Below are 17,571 nucleotides of genomic sequence, written 5' to 3'. Positions count from 1 at the left end.
TGTGCGTGAGGGGGCGTGTGCGTGAGGGGGCGTGTGCGTGAGGGGGCGTGTGTGTGAGGGGGCGTGTGGTGGGATATTTGTGCGTTTTGGCTGGGGATATGAGATATATGATAAAGAGCCTGGGTGGGTGGATCTGGGTGGGTGGAGAAGAGCTTGTGAGGTGGAGGTATTTTTGCTGTTTTGTGCCGCTTTTGCTTTGCTTAAAAAGGCAAAAAATTTATGCCATAGACAAAAATGTAGCGATTTGAATCATTCTTAGGAGAAAAGAAGAAGCTTTGGTGTCAGAAATAAGACAAAAACACGAGTGTCTCATTATGAGAAAAGAGCGATAAAAATCTTCTTGAATTAAAAAAGAAAATCCTTTTTTTGGGCCGTTTAAATAAAAATTTTCCTCTTTTAAAACAAAATACGTCTTGCAGTATAGAGGATGGCTGCGTGCTGTGAGCAAGGTTTGTTGATTTTCGCTTTTGCTGCTCTATATCTTCTGTTGTTTTCTCGCTTTAAAATAAAAATACAGGGGCAATTGTGAATAACAAAATAATGGTCTCTTTTTTGCCCAATTTTGTCATATGTTACATACCAAAATAAGAAAGGAGACTTTGTGCTATGTTTTTCCCATTTTTAATTGCTTTAGGTGCCGCAATAACGACTGTCTATGGTAAAAAAAATATCAGTTATGCCTTGTGGACAGTTTTATTGGTTGTCATTCTTCTTACTTTTAATCACCACGCAACTTCTACTTTAAACTTATCTTTTTGAGAGAAATCCCCATGGAATCCGTTGAACATAAAAACCCTCATTTCGTTATATTTATGAATACCCTAGGACTTATTGGATTATCCATTGTCTTGGTCGTGGCTTTTTATTATCAGTTGGTGAAGTTTGAGCTACCTTGTCCCCTTTGTCTGCTTCAACGTGTTGGTTTGATGTTGGCTGGGTGTGGGTTTTTACTCAATATTCACTATAAAGTGAAAAATACCCATTATGGTATGGTTATTCTTGGTTGTATGGTAACCAGTATTATCGCTGCAAGGCAAGTGTTTTTGCATATCACTCCAGATGATCTTGGATATGGTTCAACATTCTTTGGACTGCATTTTTATACTTGGGCTTTTATCATCTCGGTGCTTTGTATTCTTGCCGTTTCCATTGTTATGATTTTGAGCGAATTGGCTCACAAATTTAAAATGTTTTCTCCTTTTCCAGTTTTGAGTAAAATGGCAAGTTTCTTATTTGTCTTTTTGATCGCAGCAAATTTGATTTCTACTGTTCTCGAATGCGGAGGTGGGCAATGTGCTGATGATCCAGTAGAATATGAGTTGTTGTCAAATTGGTTTCCTGCCTCATCTTAAAATGTTTTTTAATAAATTTTTTCAATAATATCTTAGGTGAGATCAAAGAGGCGGCAATATTAATGTTGTCGCTTCTTTCTTGTCATTTCTTGTCAAAACTTGAAGATCATAAAAAATTGCTCGAGCAATTTGCGTAAAATCAATTCGTCTTAGTTTCTCATATTTAATGTATGATTTTGGGGGGCTAAAAATGTTATGAAGTGGCTGGGTTTTGCTAGGCTAAAAATTTATGGTGCCTTTGTGGGACTTCTTTTCCTCTTATTGCTCTTTTGATTTTGTGTGAGCAAAACTCGTAATTTAATGTTTATCGATGCGGTAGAGCTGTTTTTAAATGTTTTCTAGAGTATTAGGAATTGAAATTCGGAAAAATTACTGTGTGATAATCTTTTGTAAGGGCCTGCGTGCTTTTTTCTTTGCGTGCTTTTGCTATTGCTTAGGGGCTGTGGGGCATATGGGGGGTGGGGCAGAAAATATGTTCATAAAACTGCCGTCTTTAGAAGGGCTAAGGCCCTAGAGTTTAAAGATTTTTAAGAGCGTTAGGGAATAAATGCGAAAAGAAAAAGCTTTGCTTTTTGTTGAATTTTTGTTCACAAAACTAACAAAATAGGATATGAATGCTAAATAAGATATATAGCTAAAAAAATTATACGCATAAGGATATTGTTTTTTATGTCAAAAGAAGAAGTTTTGGAATTTTCTGGTATCGTAACTGAACTCTTACCAAATGCGATGTTTCGTGTGAAATTGGAAAATGATCATGAAATTATCGCCCATACTGCTGGAAGAATGCGCAAAAACCGTATCCGCGTGTTGGCTGGTGATAAAATCATGGTGGAGATGACACCCTATGATTTGACAAAAGGGCGTATTACCTATCGCTATAAGTAAGTTATGGTTGTTTTTTTCTAAAGCGTTGCTCTTGTTGCTAAAATGGCTTGTCTTTCTTCTTAAAATTTAAACTTCTTAAAATTTAAAACAAGAAAGAAATTGAAGCGTCTTCAAAATGCGGCACAATGTGTAAAGTCAATAGATCAGAACTATTGGTGGTGCTTCTTAAGGCGTCAAAATAAATTGGTTGGGGGAGTAAATTAACTGGGGGCTTATTATTCTAAGGGGCCAAAATGACAAATCTGAAGAGAACCTTCTTAGGAAAAAAATCTGTGAAAGAAAAGAGTGTTCAAGATCTCCAATTTGTACTCGCTTCCGCTTCATCTCGCCGTTTTATGCTCTTAGCGCAGATTGGTCTTGAACCCCATGAGGTTTGTGCAACCGATATTGATGAAACACCAAAATCAAGAGAACACCCTGCCTCTCTTGCAAAACGGTTGGCTAAAGAAAAAGCCCTTAAGGCACAAGAGATTTTGCTGTGGCGTAATCAAAATGAACAACAGAATATGGCACAAAAAATGGTCATCTTGGCTGCTGATACCGTGGTGGCGGTGGGGCGTACCATTCTTCCTAAACCAGAGAACGAAGATGAGGCTTATGAATGTTTGCGCTTCCTTTCGGGACGTTCTCACAAGGTTTATACTGCTGTTTGCGCACTCAATGACGCGAGGAAAATAACGGTAAAATTGGTCGAAAGTCGTGTTCGTTTTCGCCGCCTCACAGCTCTATTGATGGATGCCTATCTTGCTTCTGGAGAATGGCAGGGAAAAGCTGGTGGCTACGCTATTCAGGGGAAAGCAAGTGCTTTTGTGGTTCATATCGCTGGCTCTTATTCCAATGTGGTAGGATTGCCATTGGCTGAAACTATGGATCTTCTCACAGCTTATCATTATCCTGTGCTCGCTTATTGGCGTGGAGAAATATGTTAGAAAAATTTTATCTGTTATGCCGTAAAATCCTGCCGTTTATGGTAGTGATAGAAGCTATGTAAAACTTTACACACAAAATATTTTTAGATAATTTGCTCAATATTGAGCGAAGCCTTTGCCTGTAGATCTTACGGTTAAGCAGCAGCAGCTTATCCAAGAGAAGCTGGGTTGTGTACAATGTTATATTGGGAGAAATTTTTGTTCTGTGAGATATGGGGAGAAGATGAGAGGCACTATGAAAAGGTGCAAACAGCAAAAAAATTAAAAAGAACTGCCAATAAATAATAGAGATGTAAAAAATATTGAGAGAAACAAAATTGACAAAAACAGAAAGATCTCCTACGCGCCCTCCGCATCCTTGCCCAATTTGTGGGCAGATGGCGCAACAAAACACCTATCCTTTCTGTTCAATACGCTGTCGTACTATCGATTTAAATCGGTGGTTGTCTGGTGCTTATGTTTTGCCACCACCACCGCAAGTGAGCGATGAAGAAGAATAAGCCGTTTCATGGTATAAAATGTCGCTTGTGGCAAGAGGCGAATGCTCTGCAGGGGAAGTATGGCAGAGGACCTACTTTTGGAGAAGTCTCGTGTTTTTATGCGATAAAGCAGCCTTATATCAAAGAGGAAGCCCTTAAAATAAGCCCAAATATTGATTAACAAAGCCCCTTGTTTGGTGCGCATGATGTTACAAGCTTTCATTGGGTTTAGAGAGTAATTGTAAAATTGCTTTGCGTTTTACAGAGTTTAGAATTCTAAATCTTTTGGCAGAAAATATTCTGCTCTTCAGGAGGCAATTTTATTATGAGCGGAGGAAGGCTGTTGTTTTGTAGAAATATTGGCATAAAAGTCGGCATAAAAAGGTAAGGGGAATTTTCAGTCTTTTTTGTCTTTTTGAATTTGTTGAAAGCTTATTCCTAAATGGCGTCCTCATTATTCTTTTTGAAAAAGCCCTATTGAGATTCTTTTGTGGTGAATTCTTTTGCCTATGGAAATGTCATTCAAATGTGGATTTTTTGTTTTCACTTTAAGCTTCCCTATCGGTTGCGAGCGCCCTCGCATTGGTCTTCGCGGAGTTTGAAAGGACTGAGTTCAGTCAACTTTTTGCTTTTCGTGCTGAAAAGCATTTAGCCTTTTGCTTTTCGTGCTGAAAAGCATTTGGACATAGCAAAAGCTCCAGGAATCCCGGGATATCCGCAAGAGTGGGCGCAATTGTAGGTGCGGATTTAGGGCTTTGAGTTTCTTGTTGATTGCTGGGGAGACGATCAAAAAAACAGATCGATCAATAGAGTAATTTCAGGAGATTGGAAAGAAAAATTAAAATATTTTTATGCTGTTTTCCGTGAAAAAGTCTTGTTTGGGGGGATGATCTGATGTTCGTGGAGGGGAATTGGTTGGAAGAAAAGGGGGGTGGAGCAGTGTTTATCAAAGTGATGGGGTGGTGAATCTTTCGTTTGTAACTTTCTGTAAATATGTAAAAGCGTAAAAATGTCTCTGTTAGATAAGGGGTGGAGGGGTTATGTGTGTCTTTATGTTCTGCCAGGCTTTTTTGCTGGGTTGGAAGAAAAGGGGGGGGTGGAGCAGTGTTTATAAATGAGGAGGGAGTTGGGATAAAGAGTGCTGTTAAGTCTTTAGTGTGTTGACGGGTGAGAAAAAGGGTGCGTGGAATGGAGGGGTGGAGTGAAATACAAAGGAAGGGAAAGTAGAGCTGAAAAAGTAACTGGAAGATGGAGAAAACACTGGTGGGGAAGTAAAAAAACTTCCTCACCTCTTTTATTTTTAAATGGAAGTGAGGGATTTGTCTTTTTCAAGAAGAGAAAAAGGTTAATTTGTTTTCATAATCTTCCAAGTTTTTCCATTAGACATATACATGATCTTTTTTCCTGTGGTTATCTTTTGTGCGCCGTGATCGGTGTGAAGTGTAGAATTGCCAGGTGCTTTATAATCTATAAAGATTGATTTCCACTGAAATAAATCAGGAGATGGCAAAAAGATATTGGGTGTCCAAGAACGGTTTTTTAAACGAATAACAACAAGCTCTTTTTTTTGTAACACCTTAGAAATTTCTTGTGCTGTCAGATCTTTCCCATTGGAAATGGGGATCTCTGGTCCAGCAGAAGGTGAGGCAAAACCTCCAAGGTCGCTTATACTATTCATGCAAAAACTGAGTGTACATGCTTTCTGGATGATATAAGAATCTGTACATTTTCCTTGGGTAGAGGCGTTCATATTCGCTTCGTATTCAATGTTTTGTTTGATGGCTCTAGGACTAAAAAAGGTTGAACTTTGCGGACTTAATACATAACAGGAGGAAAGATGCCTTTTCCAACGAGAATGATCTTCAACAAAACCATAAGATTTCTGAAGTTTGCCATATGTAGTTGGAACTTCTATGGTACCAACAGTTGTCTTTTTATCCGATATAAGATCGGTTATTGTTCCTGTAACCAGATCGCCATTTTTGAAAACATCTAATTTATATGGGATTCCAATTTTCCATGGAAACTCAATTTCACAGCGTACTCCTGAACCCTCTTGGGTAAAATGCTTACATTTACCATTCTTCCATCCGATTGCATTTCTGATGGAAAAGTGAATGGTATGGTGACCTCTGTTGAACAAACCAATCTGTCCACCTTTTCCATTTTGGAATTGAAAGTGGTTTCCCCAAAAATAGATAGAATTAGCTCCGCCATCATAAGTTATTTGCTGGGTGAAAGAAAATGTATCAAATAATGCATTTTCAGGCCATGTGTGCTCCATTACGACAACTTTGCCGGCAAAAACGGCATAGCTTGGTTTGCTTATGAGAAGAAATAAAAAAATTAAGAGTATCTTTTTTATGTTGTAGTACATATTTACCCTCCTTTCTTTCAAGAAAAACAGTGTAACTATATAATTATTAAAGCATAAGCTTACTGTTTTGTTAAGTGAAAGATAGAGAATACTTTTAATTTTACTATAAACTTTTTGTTGTGAAGACTGCTTTTTTAAAAGTAAAAATTGTGGTTGTATGCTCTTTTGTGTTGTTCAAATTTAAAGTTTAATGGTGGTGTTTGGGTATGAGAATTTAGAATGAGGGCTGATGATGAGGGGCATAAGGAAAGTTGCGGCTTTGTTGAAAAATAATATCGTGCTTCCTCCCCCCCCTCTTGTTATAAGTCTTGTAAAAACCCATATTCTTTTTAGCACTATGGTTCTTCTTTATGCGGCGTCATTTGCGGTGTTTGTTGCGGCTGGATAATTCTTTCAGGTGCCTCTATTTATGGCCTCTATTATGGAATACTGGGGGAGTTTAAAGTGCTGCGGTGGCTTGAAATTAAGGAAAAAAAATGAATCTGGAAAAATATAGCGAACGGTTGCAAGGTTTTTTACAATCAGCACAAAATAATGCTCTCTCTTCTGATCATCAGCAGTTTATGCCCGAGCACCTTCTCAAAGTGTTGTTAGACGATTCTCAAGGATTGGCAGCCTCTCTTATCCAAAAAGCCGGTGGTGATCTGTCTGTGATCCAAAAAGAACTGAAGCAAGCACTCGAGGCTTTGCCAAAAGTGCAAGGGGGTAATGGGCAACTCTATCTCGCACAGCCTTTGGCAAAAGTCTTCACGCTGGCTGAAGATCTGGCAAAAAAAGCCGGTGATCAGTTTGTAACCGTGGAGCGTGTGCTGCAAGCGCTGGTTATGGAGAAATCTGCAAAAACAGCCGATATTTTAACAAAGGGTGGTTTGACACCGCAAGCGCTTAATCAAGCTGTTGATGCGCTGCGTAAAGGAAAGACAGCGACAAGCCCCCATGCTGAGAGCCAATATGATGCTTTGCAAAAATATGCCCGTGATTTGACAAAAGATGCGCGCGAGGGAAAACTTGATCCTGTTATTGGACGTGAAGAAGAAATTCGCCGCACTATTCAAGTGCTCTCACGGCGGACTAAAAATAATCCTGTTTTGATCGGTGAACCTGGTGTGGGGAAAACAGCCATTGTTGAAGGATTGGCACTGCGTATTGTTAATGGCGATGTGCCCGAAACTTTGCGCGATAAACAACTCTATGCTCTCGATATGGGAGCACTTATCGCTGGTGCAAAATATCGCGGTGAATTCGAAGAACGTCTCAAGGCTGTGTTGGCTGAGGTGCAAGCCGAAAATGGCCAGATCATTTTGTTTATTGATGAATTGCACAATTTGGTAGGGGCGGGGAAATCTGATGGTCCTATGGATGCTTCTAATTTGCTCAAACCTGCCCTCGCACGCGGGGAGCTTCATTGTGTGGGCGCGACAACTTTGGATGAATATCGCAAATATGTTGAAAAAGATGCCGCTCTTGCGCGACGCTTCCAACCTGTCTTTGTGCCTGAGCCAAATCTTGAGGATACTATCTCTATTTTGCGCGGTATTAAAGAAAAATACGAGCAACATCACAAGGTACGCTTGGCAGATAGTGCCTTGATCGCTGCGGCAAGGCTTTCTAACCGCTATATTACAGATCGCTTCTTGCCCGATAAAGCTATTGATTTGGTAGATGAGGCGGCGGCACGGTTGCGTATGCAGGTCGATTCCAAACCTGAAGAACTTGATGCACTTGATCGGCGTATCTTGCAGCTGAAAATTGAACGTGAAGCTTTGAAAACAGATGTGGAGCCAACGGCAAAAGAACGGCTAAAAACCGTGCAGGATGAACTGAATATATTGGAACAGCAGTCGAGAGAGATGACAACCGCTTGGCAGGCGGAGAAACAAAAATTAGGGCATGCCGCCGATTTGAAAAAACAACTCGAAGAAGCACGCAATGCTTTGGCTATTGCACAACGTGATGGACAGTTTCAACGCGCTGGAGAGCTCGCTTATAGTGTTATTCCTGGGCTCGAAAAACAATTGAGTATCGCTGAAAATGATGATCAGAAAAATCATCTCGTTGAAGAAACCGTCACCGCTGAACATGTGGCGCGTATCGTTTCTCGCTGGACTGGAATTCCTGTTGATCGTATGCTTGAGGCAGAGCGAGAAGCACTTTTGCGTATGGAAGATGAAATTGGTAAACGTGTGGTGGGGCAGGGTGAAGCTGTGCAGGCTGTTTCGCGTGCTGTGCGCCGTGCGCGTGCCGGGTTGCAAGATCCTAATCGCCCTATTGGGTCTTTCATGTTTTTGGGGCCTACTGGTGTGGGGAAAACCGAATTAACAAAAGCTCTTGCCGCTTTTCTTTTTCAAGACCCTAATGCGATGTTGCGCATCGATATGTCGGAATATATGGAAAAGCACGCTGGTGCACGCCTGATTGGCGCGCCGCCTGGATATGTGGGATATGAAGAGGGAGGAGTGCTGACCGAAGCCGTGCGCAGAAGACCCTATCAGGTTATTCTGTTTGACGAAATCGAAAAAGCTCATCCTGATATTTTTAATCTCTTGTTGCAAGTGCTTGATGAAGGACGCTTGACTGATAGCCAAGGACGTACCGTTGATTTTCGTAATACCTTGCTGATTATGACCTCCAATCTTGGTGCTGAATTTTTAACCGCTTTGCCTGAGGGACAAACAACTGATCAGGCAAAAGGTGATGTCATGAATGTTGTTAAAGCAGCTTTTCGTCCCGAATTTCTGAACCGTGTTGATGAGATTATCCTCTTTCAACGGTTGCAACGCAAAGATATGGAAGCTATTGTTGATATTCAGATCCAACATTTACAGAATTTGCTCAATGAACGAAAAATAACTTTGCATATCAAACCAGAAGTTCGACAATTCCTTGCCGATAAAGGCTATGATCCCCTCTATGGGGCACGTCCTCTCAAACGCATTATCCAAAAAGAAATTCAAGATCCAATGGCGGAAAATATCCTGTTTGGGAAAATTTATGATGAGACGACGGTGACAATTGCAAAAGAAGGAGATCAGCTGGTCTTTTTACCTGAAAAAGAAAAAAATAAGCAATAATAAGTAAAATATAGGGGGAGAAATATAAAAACTTGACAAGGTAAATCTAAATAGGTATCATAATGACACAATCGGAATTGTGCGTTTTTACCAAGCCGAGAAACTGCCGAGAGACTGATGTTGGTAGGGGTGCTGGTTAAAGCATGTCACGTAAGCTTCGTAAATTGCAGTTTCCTATGAAAGTTTTTTCTAGAGTTAAGTTTGCTCATACCAATATCTTGAGGCAATGAGAGAAAATGCTGGCCTTTAAAAGGGTAGGAGGGGGCATTATCCGTTTCTCTTTCTTGAGCGCGATCTCTCTTAAGGACCCGATCTCATGTGCTTATCGGGTGAATCAATATCATATTCAATAGTCTTGTGCTTTTTTCTCTTCTGGTAAAGCTCTTGCCTTTGCCAGTTATAGGACGAGGCGGGCGGTGTGAAACTGTTGCATGGGTTCAAGATTATGCTGGCAAGATTATGCTGGTAAGGATGATTTAAGTCATCTTTGTCTGATTTGTACATTATAGGCGGTGCTTTACTGGGTGATGAGAGAGTGGGGGAGATGCGTTTTTTCTGGCTCTTTGATCTTGAGGTATTTTGCTCTTCTTGAAGATGTGTTGTTATGACCCTTTGACTTGTTAATGCTTGCTTTGTTGGATGGCATGGGGGCAGATCATGGGGAGAGTTTAGCTGTTTCTTTGAAGGTGAGAGAAGGAGCATGGGGGTGAAAGGGAGAGTTTCATGGTAAAAAGGCAAAAATTTACACTCCATTATCCAGCAAAGAATGCGCTAAAATGTGCCCTTTATCCTTTATATCCGGTTATGCAAAAATGGTTTGAATGATCCAATTGGTCTTGATCTTGCATTAAAAGGCTCTTTTCTGTTTTTGAAATTTTGTGGGTGGTTTTTTATGCTGTTTTTATGTCATGGGTGTTCTTCTCTTTTTTTGAAGGAATAGGATGATGGCGGATGAATCTTGTCTTCCTTTACGCCGAAGAGGGCGTCCTAAAGGGACTGTAAATAAAACAACAAGGCGTTTTAATGAAGCTCTGCTTACAGCTGCTGAACAAGCTGGATATCATTATGGTAAGGATGGGCTGGTATCTTATTTGCAATATCATGCATTGAATAATCCTGTGCCTTTTTTTTCGCTGTTGGCTAAAGTATTGCCTCTACAGGTTATGGGGGATGCGGGGGGTGATGTTAAAACTATTTCGCGGGTCGAGATTGTGCCGGTGGTGGCAAAGGATAGTGTGTGTGGGGGGCAGGAGGCTAACTCCCCCGATGTTTGAGGGGTGAGGTTGGTATTTTGGAGAGGCCTGTTCTTTGCCGATGGGGGTTTGTGCTTTTTTTAGTGATGTTGGGGGATATGTTTTGGATGCCATGAAAATCACGGGTGGATGAGACGTGGACCCATGAGGAGGGTTGAAGACTTTTGGAAATCGCACAACTGGAATTGCTGATATGTGTGTTGTGTGCGCCGATTTATCTGCCATTCTAAGGCTTTTTTCACTGTTGGCTAAACTATTGCCTCTACAGGTTATGGGGGATGCGGGGGGTGATGTTAAAACTATTTCGCATGCCTAAGATTGTGCCGGTGGTGGCAAAGGATAGTGTGTGTGGGGGGCAGGGAAGAGGTTAAGTTTTCTGATGTGTGGGGTGTTGGATATGGTGCTTGAAGAGTGTCGCGGTCCAAGAATGTGGTTTTGGAAAAGTGCTTTTTTGAAAATTGTTGTGCTTGAGGATTCATGACAACTGCGCAAATTGCTCTTATTCCAAAACTTATTCCTGTGTTTACTGGAAAAGCCGATGTGCGTGCTGCTTGGGGGGGCCGGGGCTCTGGAAAAACACGTTCCTTTGCTTTGATGTCTGCGGTGATGGGATATCGACATGGCAAGGCTGGAGAGCGGGGCATTATTCTTTGTGCACGGCAATTCCAGAATTCTCTCAATGAAAGTTCCTTGGAAGAAATTAAGCGGGCACTTGAAGCCTATCCCTTTCTACAAGATTATTATGAAATCGGCGATAAATATATTAAGTCAAAAGATGGGCGTATTGTTTATGTGTTTGCTGGGCTTGATCGCAATATCGCAAGTATTAAATCCATGGGGCGGGTTTTTCTTTGCTGGGTGGATGAAGCAGAGCCTGTGACGGAAACCGCTTGGCAAACGCTTATCCCAACTTTGCGCGAAGAAGGAGACGATTGGAATGCCGAATTATGGGTGACATGGAACCCTTGTCGTGAAAATGCACCCGTGGAAAAACGTTTTAGAAATGTCAAAAACCCCAATATCAAAGGTGTTGAAATTAATTGGCGTGATAATCCTCAATTTCCCGAAAAACTCAATCGAGATCGTAAGGCAGATTTAGAACAAAGACCTGAACAATATAACCATATTTGGGAGGGCGAATATCTGCAAAATATTGAGGGTGCTTATTACCAAAAAGCTCTGCTTGAGGCTTCACGCGAGGGGCGTATTACTACTGTGCCCCGTGATCCGCTAATGCAGGTGAGAATCTTTTGGGATATCGGTGGAACGGGGGCAAAGGCTGATGCTACCGCTTTGTGGGTGGCACAATTTGTGGGACGGGAAATTCGTGTGCTTGATTATTATGAAGCACAAGGACAGCCTCTCTCTGAGCATGTGGGATGGGTCTTTCAAAGAGGATATGATAAAGCATTGATGGTCTTGCCCCATGATGGGGCTAGCAAAGATCGCGTCTATAATGTCAGTTTTGAAAGTGCTCTCCAACAAGCTGGTTTTCAAACTAAGGTTATTCCTAATCAAGGAGCGGGTGCGGTGAAAATGCGTATTGAAGCTGTGAGGCGATTGTTTCCGGCTATTTGGTTTAATCGTGAAACAACAAATGCGGGGCGAAAAGCACTTGCTTGGTATCACGAAAAGCGTGATGAACAGCGCAATATTGGACTGGGCGCTGAACATGATTGGGCAAGCCATGGTGCTGATGCCTTTGGATTAATGTGTGTGGCTTATGAACAGCCGCATATGCGAGCGAAAAAAAGTGCTTATCGCTCTTCTTACCATTCTCAAACTTCATGGATGGCTTTTTAATGAATATTTCTACAGACTCTTTTGATCCTTTAGAGACACTTGAATATCAAGCGCTCTTTAAAAAACTCGTTGGCTGGTATCATGATGATATTGGTCATGTTGAACAATGGCGAAAAAATGCTCAAGAAGATTACGATTTTTATAATGGGCGGCAATGGAATGCGCAAGATCTTGCCGTGTTGCACGAACAAAATAGACCGGTTATGACTTTTAACCGTATTGCTCCTTTGATTAATGCCGTGATTGGTACCGAGCGCAATAATAAACGACAAGTGCAATTTATTCCACGCCAAGAGGGAGCGGCTTTTGCTAACCAAATCCTCACTGGTGCAGCTGAATGGTTTCGTGATGAGGCTGATGGAGAGTACGAGGATTCTGATGCTTTTCAAGATGCAATTATTTGCGGAATGGGTTGGACAGATACCAGACTTGATTATGAAGAAGATCCACAAGGAAAACCAGTGATTGCACGACTTGATCCTATGAAAATGGTCTGGGATGCAAGTGCTGTGAAATCCAATCTGATTGATGCACAACGCCTATGGTATATTGATGAAAAGCCCTTAGAGGTGGCAGCAGAGATGTTTCCCCATGTTCATTGGAGTGATCTGGATGCCGGTTGGGTAAAACATCAAACATTATGGCAGCAAACCAATGTGGGGGAGCGGCAAAGCTATTATACAGAGGTGGAAGAGGAAAGCAGTGCTCAACGCCCTAAAATGGTGACATTGGCTGAATGTCGCTGGTTTGAACGCGAGGTCGTTTATAAAGTTCTTGACCCTTTAAGCGGAAAATTTGTCGATTATTCGGAACAGGATTTCCAAAAATTAAACAAAGAGTTTCCTCATATCCAAGCGACAAGGTTAACGAGAAAAATTGTCAAACGGGCTTTTTTGGGCAAAAAATTGCTCGATGCACCCGATAAGCCTTTGGTGCCGGCTGGTCAATTGGGTTGGGAGTGTATTACCGGTACTTTTGATAAATTGAGCCGGCAATTTTATGGTATTGTTAAAGCAACAAAAGATCCCCAACGCTGGGCAAATAAATATTTTAGTCAAGTGATGTATTTGCTCAATAGTCAGTCTAAAGGCGGTATTATGGCAGAACGCGACGCTTTTGATGATGATCGGCAAGCTGTTGAGAGTTGGGCTAGAGCCGATAGTATTACTTGGCTGAAAAGTGGCGCCGTTGCTGGAGGAAGAATACAACCTAAACCCGTTGCACAATTCCCCCAAGGCTTTTTCCAATTGTTTAATGAAGCAAAAAGCGCACTTGAACAAGTGACAGGCTTGTCTTCTGAGTTTATTGGGACAAGGGCTGTTAACCAACCAGGAATTCTTGAAGAACAACGCCGCCAATCATCCCTTAATCTGTTGGCATCTTTCTTTGATGGGTTGCGTCGATATCGGCAACGGCAGGGAAAAATTATTCTCTATCTTATTCAAAATTATCTCTCCGATGGGCGCTTGGTGCGTATCGCTGGAGACGAAAATGCCCAATATGTGCCACTCACACGCGAAATGATTACCAGCTTGGAATATGATATCGTTGTGGATGATGCACCAACAAGTCTTAATGAAAAAGAGCGGACATTTGCCATTATTATGCAATTGTTGCCTTTGATGCAAAGTCTCATAACACCAGAGATTATGCTCGATCTTTTACACTATTCTCCTTTGCCTGCCTCTCTTATTCATAAAATTGCTTGTAGAACACAAGTTCACGAAGTTGCACACAATGTGCAAGCGCAGAGCTTGGAGGGGCAAAGTGCTCCACCGCATGAGGGCGGTGGAGAGTTTAACGCTAATGTGGAGCAGTTGATGCAGAGCATTTTGCAACAGGTGAAAGCACAAGGTTAGCTTGCTCTTAAGATCCGTGGTCTTTTCGCATTCTTCTTTTGCTCGCATCTTTTATCCATAAAATCGCCTGTAGAGCATAAGTGTACAAAATTGTACGCAAAGTGCAAATGCAAGGTTTGAAGAGGCAAAGTGCCCCCATTGCATGAGGGGATTGGTGGAGGGCAACTTGGTGGCGCCGGAGAGTTTAGCGGCAAGGTGAGAGGAGAATCTGACATTATGGTGAGAAGAGAGGAGCACTCTATTGGTAATGTTGGGATGGGGTAGGGGATGGAGAATATTAAGAAAATGTGTGGCGAAAAAACACAGTGTTTGAAAAAATATCATCTTATTGTTTAGACAAGAGAAGGCTTAAGAGTATGGATCAAGAATATTTAACACCAGCAGAGCAAAACCAATTGAAACAGGGTGTTCTTTCAGAGACTCTACAAGGAGAAGACCAAGAAATTGATGCAGGGGAACAAGTAAAGTCTGTGGAAGAAAAGTTCCAAGGCCAGCAAAATCTTCATCAACAGCAGCGTTTAGTTCAAGAAAGCGCACAGCAACAAAATGTGCAAGGAGGTGCACAAGGCGATGCACCCCCAGATCCGCAAAAAGATTTTATGGGTTATATACAATGGTTGGGAAAAACACTCCATAAACAGGAGGCATTGCTCGGTGAACAAACACTTGCTATGAACCCTGAAGCAGAACAGTTGAGCGCCTTCTATCAACAGTCTGTTATGAACGTTAAACAAAGGCATGATGATTTTGATCAAGCGGCCGATTTTATTTATGATACGCGGGCTAAGCAGTTGGCAGCTTTCTCTTCGCTCTATCCAGAAATGGCAGATCCAAACGTCGTGGATGCGTTGATTGGTAATGAATTAAAGCAAATTTTGCGTGATTGTGCGAAAAAAAATCAAAATCCCGCCGAAGTGCTTTATGCTATTGCGCAAAAAATTGGCTATACCAATAGCTCAAAGAATGTTGGTGAAAATTTGCAGGAAAGACAAAATTCTGCACGCACCCTTGCAGCCTATAATGGTGTGACTTCCAATGGACCCATTTCTATGGATATGCTTGATAAAATGTCGGAAGCAGAATTTAGTCGTTGGGTTGCTGATCCCAAAAATAAAGCTGCTTTTAATCGTTTAATGGGCGGGGAAGAATCTTAAAAGCTTAACTGGTGGAAAATTTTTAAGGCGCATGCTTTGGCGTGTTGGTGCGGATGCTTTGGAGAATTCTCAAAGTGAGAATGTGACGTTTCTCAAAGGGGGAGGACAATCAATAAAATCATACAAAACATACGATAACCAATCCACTATCTGAAAATAAGAAATGTGGAATATTAACAACCGGCGCTTTGCCGGTTTTTTTATGTCAACAAACTTTTAGAGGATAAAATGACCGTAACTTATATCGGAATTAATGACCCTATGGCAGTGCGCACATGGTCTAAGCTCTTAAACCAGGAAATTTCAAAAGCAATTCCTATTGCACCGTTGATCGGGAAAGATTCCAACAGTATTGTACAATTAAAAGATGAAACCACAAAAGCAAGTGGTGATGCTATCAGCTTTAATTTGCGCGTACAGTTGCTCGGCGATGGGGTGAGTGAAGGGCAGGCAGTTGAAGGCAATGAAGAAGCCCTACAATTTCTTAGTGATCGCTTGGTAATTAATGAACTTGTTCATGCCGTGCGTGTCAAAAATGAGGGCACTATCGATCAACAACGCATCTTGCACGATTTGCGTACTGAAGCCAAAAATGGCTTGGTTGATTGGTATGCCGATCGCTTGAGTTTGATGTTCTTTATTCAAGTGTGTGGATATACCGCAAAAGCCATTAACTTTGAAGGACGCACTATTGCTCTTAAACCTGTCCATTATGGCTTTAATGCACCAACTGCACCAACCGATAAACGCGTTGTGCGCCCTAATGGGAAAACAAAAGATGAAGACTTGAAAGAGAAGGATACTTTTGATCTTGATCTGGTCGATAAAGCCGTAGAACGGGCGAAGCTGGCAAATCCAAAAATTAGACCTGTGCGCATTGATGGCGAAAATGTCTATGTGCTTTATTTGCATCCAACGCAGGTCACACAATTGCGAACCAATACAGATGCCGGACAATGGCTCGACATTACTAAGGCAATCTATAGTGGAAGCCGTGTTAAAAACCCACTTTATGATGGATCGCTTGGCATGTATAATGGTGTTGTCTTGCGTGAGGCGGAACATGTTACTGAGGGCGTTGAGTCTGGTGCAACAAATAAAGCTGTGCCCAATGTACGCCGGGCGGTGTTGCTGGGGGCACAAAGTGCTGTTATCGCTTTTGGAAAAGATCGTGGTGCTACACGCTATAAATTGGTGGAAGAGTTGTTTGACTATGAACGCGAATTTGGTGTTGCAGCAAAAACCATTATCGGTATGAAAAAAACTTGCTTCACCTTACCTGGAAGTTCACAAGGTGCACAAGATTTCGCCACTATCGTGATCCCCACTTATGGAGCACCTGCTTAAAGTGCTTCACCTGCTTCTTCTCAACAGAGTTTTTTGTTGAGAAGAAGTTCCAAACATTGGCTTTACTGATCATAGTTGTGCAGGATTTTATAGGATTGTGTGCCTATAGATGCCTGTTTCTAAGAGCTGCTCTCGTTTTTTCTCAACAAATATCTGTGGGGAAGAAAAATTTTTAGAGCTAAGGGGGCAAAATTTCTCTATATGCCTGATCTAAGCATTCTAGAATGCTCGCTTAAGATCCGTTTGAAAGATTTTTTATCTCTCAAAAGAATATGCCGCTGGCCTAAGATATCTAAAGTGCTCCACACGCAAAAGGATTATCATTGCCCATGACCACTTTACCTACTGATCCAAATCATCTCAATTCTATATATACAGACCATTGTAAAACTTTTGCTTCTATGATCGCTCTTATTCAAGATGAAATTGACGATACGACAGCAGAATATTCTATACAAATTCAAGATTCTATTTTTACTGCTTTGCGCTTGTGTGAACGGGAGCCTTTGTTCTTTAATCAAAAAAGGCAGATGACTTTCAAAACACAAAGTGGAAAAACATGGTATGGCCAAGAAGAAGGGATTTTTATTGAATCTGAAAAGGTTTTGGAGTCTGCTTTTTTAGGAACAGATGATGCAACACAATTGTTTTTTAAACCTTATGAAACATTGCAAAAACAATATGGAACACCACCTCCACAAGGAGCACCTCTCTTTTATACTTTTTTTGAGCAAAAAATAGGACTCTTTCCAACACCCAAACAGGTTGAAACTGTGTGTTTTGTCTATGCTCCTATTTGTTTTAGCAATAAAACAGTGTTGGAGGATGATAACCCTTGGTTGATTTATGCATTCGATCTTATTAAAGCACGTGCAAAATACGAACTCTACAAAAATATCCTCAAAGATTCTGAATATGCTGCTGTTTCTTTTAGAGATTTTCAAGAACAGCTGCAAGCTTTGCGGTTTGAAACATCACGCCGAAAAAATTCTACAAATATTCGTTCTATGAGGTTTTAAAAGATTTTTCTTGGTTTTTTGAGACTTTTGACTGGTGCTT

At 41.3% G+C, this 17,571-nt stretch carries 15 protein-coding genes; 14 read left to right on the top strand and 1 reads right to left on the bottom strand.

Annotation, left to right across the window (positions count from 1 at the left end; genetic code table 11):
• Positions 1–606 precede the first annotated feature (606 nt).
• The 5 genes from QWU_RS09905 (at position 607) to yacG (ending at position 3,669) form a co-directional block, all read left to right on the top strand.
• Entirely contained in the window at positions 607–759 is a 153-nt protein-coding gene (locus QWU_RS09905) for a DUF5993 family protein (RefSeq protein WP_006589732.1), read from the top strand.
• Positions 760–770: 11 nt separating this feature from the next.
• Complete coding sequence (locus QWU_RS01105; protein WP_006589731.1) at positions 771–1,352, top strand: disulfide bond formation protein B; 582 nt, start codon at positions 771–773, stop codon at positions 1,350–1,352.
• A 669-nt stretch (positions 1,353–2,021) separates the two neighbouring features.
• Positions 2,022–2,240, top strand: coding sequence for a translation initiation factor IF-1 (infA, locus tag QWU_RS01100; protein ID WP_004857577.1), 219 nt, complete (start codon positions 2,022–2,024; stop codon positions 2,238–2,240).
• 233 nt (positions 2,241–2,473) lie between these two features.
• Positions 2,474–3,169 carry a Maf family nucleotide pyrophosphatase gene (locus QWU_RS01095; protein WP_017196001.1) on the top strand — a complete coding sequence of 232 codons (696 nt, stop codon included), beginning with the start codon at positions 2,474–2,476 and terminating at the stop codon, positions 3,167–3,169.
• A gap of 317 nt (positions 3,170–3,486) precedes the next feature.
• The gene (yacG, locus tag QWU_RS01090; RefSeq protein WP_240532115.1) at positions 3,487–3,669 is read left to right on the top strand and encodes a DNA gyrase inhibitor YacG; all 183 of its coding nucleotides are present in this window, start codon (positions 3,487–3,489) and stop codon (positions 3,667–3,669) included.
• A gap of 1,324 nt (positions 3,670–4,993) precedes the next feature.
• On the opposite strand, the gene QWU_RS01080 is transcribed toward yacG, so the two are convergent.
• On the bottom strand, positions 4,994–6,025 hold the full coding sequence (locus tag QWU_RS01080; protein WP_006589729.1) for a DUF3472 domain-containing protein: 1,032 nt from the start codon (positions 6,023–6,025) through the stop codon (positions 4,994–4,996).
• A 476-nt stretch (positions 6,026–6,501) separates the two neighbouring features.
• Here QWU_RS01080 and clpB point away from each other — a divergent pair, with 476 nt between their 5' ends.
• The 9 genes from clpB (at position 6,502) to QWU_RS01010 (ending at position 17,531) form a co-directional block, all read left to right on the top strand.
• A complete protein-coding gene (gene clpB / locus QWU_RS01070) occupies positions 6,502–9,096 on the top strand; it encodes an ATP-dependent chaperone ClpB (RefSeq protein WP_006589728.1) in 2,595 nt (864 codons plus the stop codon).
• A gap of 944 nt (positions 9,097–10,040) precedes the next feature.
• Positions 10,041–10,370 (top strand): hypothetical protein, encoded by a 330-nt coding sequence (locus QWU_RS01055; RefSeq protein WP_017195996.1) that lies wholly within the window; start codon positions 10,041–10,043, stop codon positions 10,368–10,370.
• A gap of 133 nt (positions 10,371–10,503) precedes the next feature.
• Complete coding sequence (locus QWU_RS10085) at positions 10,504–10,665, top strand: hypothetical protein (RefSeq protein ID WP_017195995.1); 162 nt, start codon at positions 10,504–10,506, stop codon at positions 10,663–10,665.
• Positions 10,666–10,826: 161 nt separating this feature from the next.
• Positions 10,827–12,152 (top strand): PBSX family phage terminase large subunit, encoded by a 1,326-nt coding sequence (locus QWU_RS01040; RefSeq protein WP_006589725.1) that lies wholly within the window; start codon positions 10,827–10,829, stop codon positions 12,150–12,152.
• Complete coding sequence (locus QWU_RS01035) at positions 12,152–14,011, top strand: portal protein (RefSeq protein ID WP_006589724.1); 1,860 nt, start codon at positions 12,152–12,154, stop codon at positions 14,009–14,011. Before QWU_RS01040 ends, QWU_RS01035 begins: the two co-directional genes overlap by 1 nt.
• A 129-nt stretch (positions 14,012–14,140) precedes the next feature.
• On the top strand, positions 14,141–14,275 hold the full coding sequence (locus QWU_RS10460; RefSeq protein ID WP_017195993.1) for a hypothetical protein: 135 nt from the start codon (positions 14,141–14,143) through the stop codon (positions 14,273–14,275).
• Between the two features lie 92 nt (positions 14,276–14,367).
• Positions 14,368–15,165: a hypothetical protein gene (locus tag QWU_RS01025; protein WP_006589723.1), complete on the top strand. Its 798-nt coding sequence runs from the start codon at positions 14,368–14,370 to the stop codon at positions 15,163–15,165.
• A gap of 228 nt (positions 15,166–15,393) precedes the next feature.
• A complete protein-coding gene (locus tag QWU_RS01015) occupies positions 15,394–16,512 on the top strand; it encodes a N4-gp56 family major capsid protein (RefSeq protein ID WP_006589722.1) in 1,119 nt (372 codons plus the stop codon).
• Positions 16,513–16,841: 329 nt separating this feature from the next.
• Positions 16,842–17,531 (top strand): phage adaptor protein, encoded by a 690-nt coding sequence (locus QWU_RS01010; RefSeq protein WP_017195991.1) that lies wholly within the window; start codon positions 16,842–16,844, stop codon positions 17,529–17,531.
• The last annotated feature ends 40 nt before the right edge of the window (positions 17,532–17,571 follow it).

This window comes from Bartonella birtlesii IBS 325 (assembly GCF_000273375.1).
GTDB classification, from domain to species: Bacteria; Pseudomonadota; Alphaproteobacteria; order Rhizobiales; family Rhizobiaceae; genus Bartonella; species Bartonella birtlesii.
This window is presented reverse-complemented; position numbering and strand designations above follow the sequence as displayed.

Coding starts and splice junctions, on each gene's coding strand:
- QWU_RS09905 (WP_006589732.1), top strand. CDS start 607: ATGTTTTTCCCATTTTTAATTGCTTTAGGTGCCGCAATAACGACTGTC.
- QWU_RS01040 (WP_006589725.1), top strand. CDS start 10,827: ATGACAACTGCGCAAATTGCTCTTATTCCAAAACTTATTCCTGTGTTT.
- QWU_RS01055 (WP_017195996.1), top strand. CDS start 10,041: ATGGCGGATGAATCTTGTCTTCCTTTACGCCGAAGAGGGCGTCCTAAA.
- QWU_RS01095 (WP_017196001.1), top strand. CDS start 2,474: ATGACAAATCTGAAGAGAACCTTCTTAGGAAAAAAATCTGTGAAAGAA.
- QWU_RS01025 (WP_006589723.1), top strand. CDS start 14,368: ATGGATCAAGAATATTTAACACCAGCAGAGCAAAACCAATTGAAACAG.
- infA (WP_004857577.1), top strand. CDS start 2,022: ATGTCAAAAGAAGAAGTTTTGGAATTTTCTGGTATCGTAACTGAACTC.
- QWU_RS01010 (WP_017195991.1), top strand. CDS start 16,842: ATGACCACTTTACCTACTGATCCAAATCATCTCAATTCTATATATACA.
- QWU_RS01105 (WP_006589731.1), top strand. CDS start 771: ATGGAATCCGTTGAACATAAAAACCCTCATTTCGTTATATTTATGAAT.
- QWU_RS01015 (WP_006589722.1), top strand. CDS start 15,394: ATGACCGTAACTTATATCGGAATTAATGACCCTATGGCAGTGCGCACA.
- clpB (WP_006589728.1), top strand. CDS start 6,502: ATGAATCTGGAAAAATATAGCGAACGGTTGCAAGGTTTTTTACAATCA.
- QWU_RS01035 (WP_006589724.1), top strand. CDS start 12,152: ATGAATATTTCTACAGACTCTTTTGATCCTTTAGAGACACTTGAATAT.
- QWU_RS01080 (WP_006589729.1), bottom strand. CDS start 6,025: ATGTACTACAACATAAAAAAGATACTCTTAATTTTTTTATTTCTTCTC.